The following is a 4,069-nucleotide window of genomic DNA, read 5'->3' on the forward strand; positions in this document are numbered from 1 at the left end:
ACCCAGGTCATCCCGCGCGATCGCCACGCCATGTTCTTTGCCACGCTGGGTGTGATCGCCAGCAGCATCGAACGGCTGGCCACCGAAATCCGCCACCTGCAGCGCACCGAAGTGCTGGAGGCCGAAGAATATTTCAGCCCCGGCCAGAAGGGCAGCAGCGCGATGCCGCACAAGCGCAACCCGGTGCTGACCGAAAATCTCACCGGTCTGGCCCGCATGGTGCGTTCTGCCGTCACCCCGGCGCTGGAGAATGTCGCGCTGTGGCACGAACGCGACATCTCGCATTCGTCGGTCGAACGCTACATTGGCCCGGATGCCACGGTCACGCTGGATTTCGCGCTGGCCCGGCTGACCGGCGTGGTCGACAAATTGCTGATTTACCCGGCCCGGATGGAAAAGAATCTCAATCGCATGGGCGGCCTCATCCATTCGCAGCGCATCCTGCTGGCCCTCACCCAGGCCGGCCTCACCCGTGACGACAGCTATCGTCTGGTGCAGCGCAACGCCATGAAGGTGTGGGAATCCGATGGCGCGCTCAGCCTGCTCGATCTGCTGAAGGCCGATGCCGATGTGACCGCCCGCCTGGCCAATGCCGAACTGGAGAAGCTGTTCGACCTTGGTTACCATTTCAAGCACGTCGATACGATCTTCGCCCGCGTTTTTGGCTGAACCGCGACGCTTGATCCGTCATAATTGGCCGGCATGCTCATGGCCGAGTCGGCATCTGCCGGCCCAGCCGGAGGACCGCCCCCATGAGCATTTTCAGCCGCATCCGTGATTCGATTTTTGGCCGCGCCGAACCAGCCAAGCCCGCCGCCGCCGCCGCGGCCGCCCCCGCTGCTGCTGCCCCCGCCGCTGTGGCCCCTGCTGCCCCGGCCGCAAAGCCCCCAGTGGATGTGGAAAAAGTGCTGCTGGAACTGATGGAAGAAAAGGGCAATCCCAATCTCAATTGGCGCACGTCGGTGGCCGATCTGATGCGGTTGCTCGATCTTGATCCCAGCTTGGCCAACCGCAAGGAACTGGCCGTCGAACTGGGCTATACCGGAGCCACCGATGGCAGCGCTGAAATGAACATCTGGCTCTACAAGGCGGTGATGAAGGCGCTGGCTGCCAATGGCGGCACGGTGCCGGCATCGCTCGCCGATTGAGCCTGTTCCTGCCGATCTGCGGCGCGCTTGCGGTGCCGGGCGGCCTTGCCCGGCACCGCGCTTGCACACTGAAACCGCCTTGGTTATGGCGCATCAGCCTGAATGGCGCGATGCCGGGCGCACGATAAACACCACCCTGTTTGGGAGCCTTTCTTGTGATGAAGTTGATCCTGGCCGTTGCCCTTTCTGCCATTTCAGTTGCCGCCGCCGCGCAAACCGCCGAGCCGGCAGTGCCAGTCGCGCCGGCAGCGCCAGCCGCCTTCACGCTCGATACCCCGATTGAAGCGCTGATCGCGGCTGACAAGACCAAGGCCGTGCTTGATGCGCGCATTCCGGGCCTCACCAGCCATCCGATGCTCGATCAGTTCAAATCGATGAGCCTGAAGCAGTTGCAGGGAATGGCCGGCGGCCAGGTCACCGATGCGATGCTGGAAGCGGTTGCTGCCGATCTCGCCAGCGGCAAGTGAGGCAGGACTTGTCCGGCGGGGCCTGATGGTGGCACCCTGCCGGCCATGACCGACATTGCGAAAATCTGGCTGACCGCCGACGATCTGCTGGGCGACAGTTTCCGACTGGCGCGCCAGGTGCTGGAAAGCGGCTTCCGCCCGACGCATCTGGTTGGCATCTGGCGCGGCGGTGCCCCCATCGGCATCGCCGTGCAGGAATTTTTCGACGTCCATGGCGTGGACTGCGACCACATCGCCATCCGCACCGCGAGCTATACCGGCATCGGCAGCCAAGCCAAGACGGTGAAGGTCTATGCACTGGGCTATCTGATTGACACGCTGAACGTGGGCGATCGCCTGCTGGTGATCGACGATGTGTTTGACTCTGGCCGCAGTATCGAGGCCGTGCTGACCGAATTGAAGGCACGCTGCCGCGCCAACACGCCGGCCGATATCCGCATCGCCACCGTGTGGTACAAGCCGGCGCGCAACCAGACGGCGCTGAAACCGGAGTATTTCATCCACGAAAGCAACGATTGGCTGGTGTTCCCGCACGAGATTGACGGGCTGACAACAGCGGAAATCCGCGCCCACAAGCCCGCCGCCGATGTGATCCTGACGCCGATTGAGGGGCTGACCAAGTGACCGGATTTGCCAGCCGTGACGAGCGCGCCGCTTTCATCGCCGGCCTGCCCAAGGCGGAACTGCATCTGCACATCGAAGGCAGCCTGGAGCCGGAAATGATGTTCGCGCTGGCCCAGCGCGGCAACGTCAAGCTGGCCTTCGACAGTGTCGAGGCGATCCGTGCTGCCTATGAATTCGCCAATCTGCAGGATTTTCTCGACATTTATTATCAGGGCATGGCGGTGCTGCTGACGGAGCAGGATTTCTTTGACCTGACCGCTGCCTATCTGACCCGCGCCGCTGCCGATGCCGTGCGCCATGTCGAGATTTTCTTCGATCCCCAGGGCCACACGGCGCGCGGTGTGCCGATGGCCAATGTGATCGGCGGCATCGCCCGCGCGCTGGCCGAGGCCGAAGAACGCGGCGTCACCAGCCGCCTCATCCTGTGTTTCCTGCGCCACCTTTCGGAAGATGACGCACAGGCCACACTGGACGCAGCGCTGCCCTTTCTGCCGCTGATCCACGGGGTCGGGCTGGATTCGAGCGAAGTCGGCCACCCGCCGGAGAAATTTGCCCGCGTCTTCGCCCGCGCCCGTGATCTCGGCCTTAAAATCGTCGCGCACGCTGGCGAGGAAGGCCCGCCCGATTATGTCTGGCAGGCGCTCGACGTGCTGAAGGTGGACCGCATCGATCATGGCAATCGCGCGCTGGAGGATGCAGCGCTGGTCAGCCGCATCGTCACCGATGGCTTGACGCTCACCGTCTGCCCCTTGTCCAACCTGAAACTCTGCGTGGTCGATGATCTCACCCGGCACCCGCTGCGCCGCATGCTGCAGGCCGGGCTGAAGGCGACGGTGAACAGCGATGATCCGGCCTATTTCGGCGGCTATGTGAATGCCAACTTCCTGGCCGTCGCCGATGCGCTCGATCTGACGCGGGAGGAGATCGTCACGCTGGCGCGCAACAGCTTTACCGGCAGCTTCCTGCCGCTGGCACAGCAGGCCGCGCATCTTGCCGCCATCGAGGCATATGCAGCCGGGCATTGACCAGGCGCGGCGCAGTCAGCATCAACAGGCAAATTCTCGGGGGAGCAATCATGACCAAGGCCGATATCGGATTGAACAGCTGGTTCAGCCGGCGCGTGCAGCAAACGCCGGAACGGCCGGCGCTGACCTTCGAAGGCACCACCCGCAGCTACGCGCAAATGGGCGATGCCGTGAACCGGCTCGCCACGGCGCTGAAGGCCGGCGGCATCTGCCGGGGGGATCGCGTCGGCTTTCTGGGGCTCAACAACCCGCTCTATTTCGATCTGCTGTTTGCCACCGCGCGGCTGGGCGCGATCTTCGTGCCGCTGAACTTCCGCCTCACCGGGCCGGAGCTTGATTACATCATCAACGATGCCGGCGTGCACACGCTGGTCGTCGATGGCCCGCACCGGCCGGTGATCGACAGCGTGCGCGAGCGGCTGTGCTGCCGGCGCTTCCTGTCCGCCGATGGCCCGGCGACAAGCTGGCAGCCGATTGCAGAATTCGTTGGCGATGCAGCGCCTTTGGCCGATCGGGTGGAAACCGCCGAGGATGACGTGGCGGTGATCATGTACACATCCGGCACCACCGGCCGGCCCAAGGGCGCCATGCTCACCCACGGCAACTTCTGGTGGGCCAATATCAATGGCGCGCTGGGCGGCGATGTGTCGGAAAAGGATGTCAGCCTGGTGATGGCACCGCTGTTCCATATCGGCGGGCTCAATGTCACCCCGCTGAGCTGCTGGCAGAAGGGCGGTCATGTCGTGCTGCACCGCGCCTTCGATCCGGCGCGCTTCATCGCTGATGTGTGCGATTTTCGCGTTAC

6 protein-coding genes are annotated in these 4,069 nt (G+C 63.8%); all 6 read left to right on the top strand.

Annotation, left to right across the window (positions count from 1 at the left end):
• A partial coding sequence (locus tag RMO81_RS11970) for a lyase family protein (protein WP_310476116.1) occupies positions 1-669 on the top strand: 669 nt, incomplete at its 5' end.
• 83 nt (positions 670-752) lie between these two features.
• Positions 753-1,148 (top strand): DUF3597 domain-containing protein, encoded by a 396-nt coding sequence (locus RMO81_RS11975; RefSeq protein WP_310476117.1) that lies wholly within the window; start codon positions 753-755, stop codon positions 1,146-1,148.
• 158 nt (positions 1,149-1,306) lie between these two features.
• The gene (locus RMO81_RS11980; protein ID WP_310476122.1) at positions 1,307-1,615 is read left to right on the top strand and encodes a hypothetical protein; all 309 of its coding nucleotides are present in this window, start codon (positions 1,307-1,309) and stop codon (positions 1,613-1,615) included.
• 45 nt (positions 1,616-1,660) lie between these two features.
• A complete protein-coding gene (locus tag RMO81_RS11985; protein ID WP_310476118.1) occupies positions 1,661-2,239 on the top strand; it encodes a phosphoribosyltransferase family protein in 579 nt (192 codons plus the stop codon).
• Positions 2,236-3,264, top strand: coding sequence for an adenosine deaminase (locus RMO81_RS11990; protein WP_310476119.1), 1,029 nt, complete (start codon positions 2,236-2,238; stop codon positions 3,262-3,264). Before RMO81_RS11985 ends, RMO81_RS11990 begins: the two co-directional genes overlap by 4 nt.
• A gap of 50 nt (positions 3,265-3,314) precedes the next feature.
• Positions 3,315-4,069 (top strand): AMP-binding protein (locus tag RMO81_RS11995; RefSeq protein ID WP_310476121.1); only part of this gene is annotated, 755 nt, incomplete at its 3' end.

Origin of the sequence: Sandarakinorhabdus sp. (genome assembly GCF_031422795.1) — a bacterium.
GTDB lineage: Bacteria > Pseudomonadota > Alphaproteobacteria > Sphingomonadales > Sphingomonadaceae > Sandarakinorhabdus.

Coding starts and splice junctions, on each gene's coding strand:
- RMO81_RS11975 (WP_310476117.1), top strand. CDS start 753: ATGAGCATTTTCAGCCGCATCCGTGATTCGATTTTTGGCCGCGCCGAA.
- RMO81_RS11980 (WP_310476122.1), top strand. CDS start 1,307: ATGAAGTTGATCCTGGCCGTTGCCCTTTCTGCCATTTCAGTTGCCGCC.
- RMO81_RS11985 (WP_310476118.1), top strand. CDS start 1,661: ATGACCGACATTGCGAAAATCTGGCTGACCGCCGACGATCTGCTGGGC.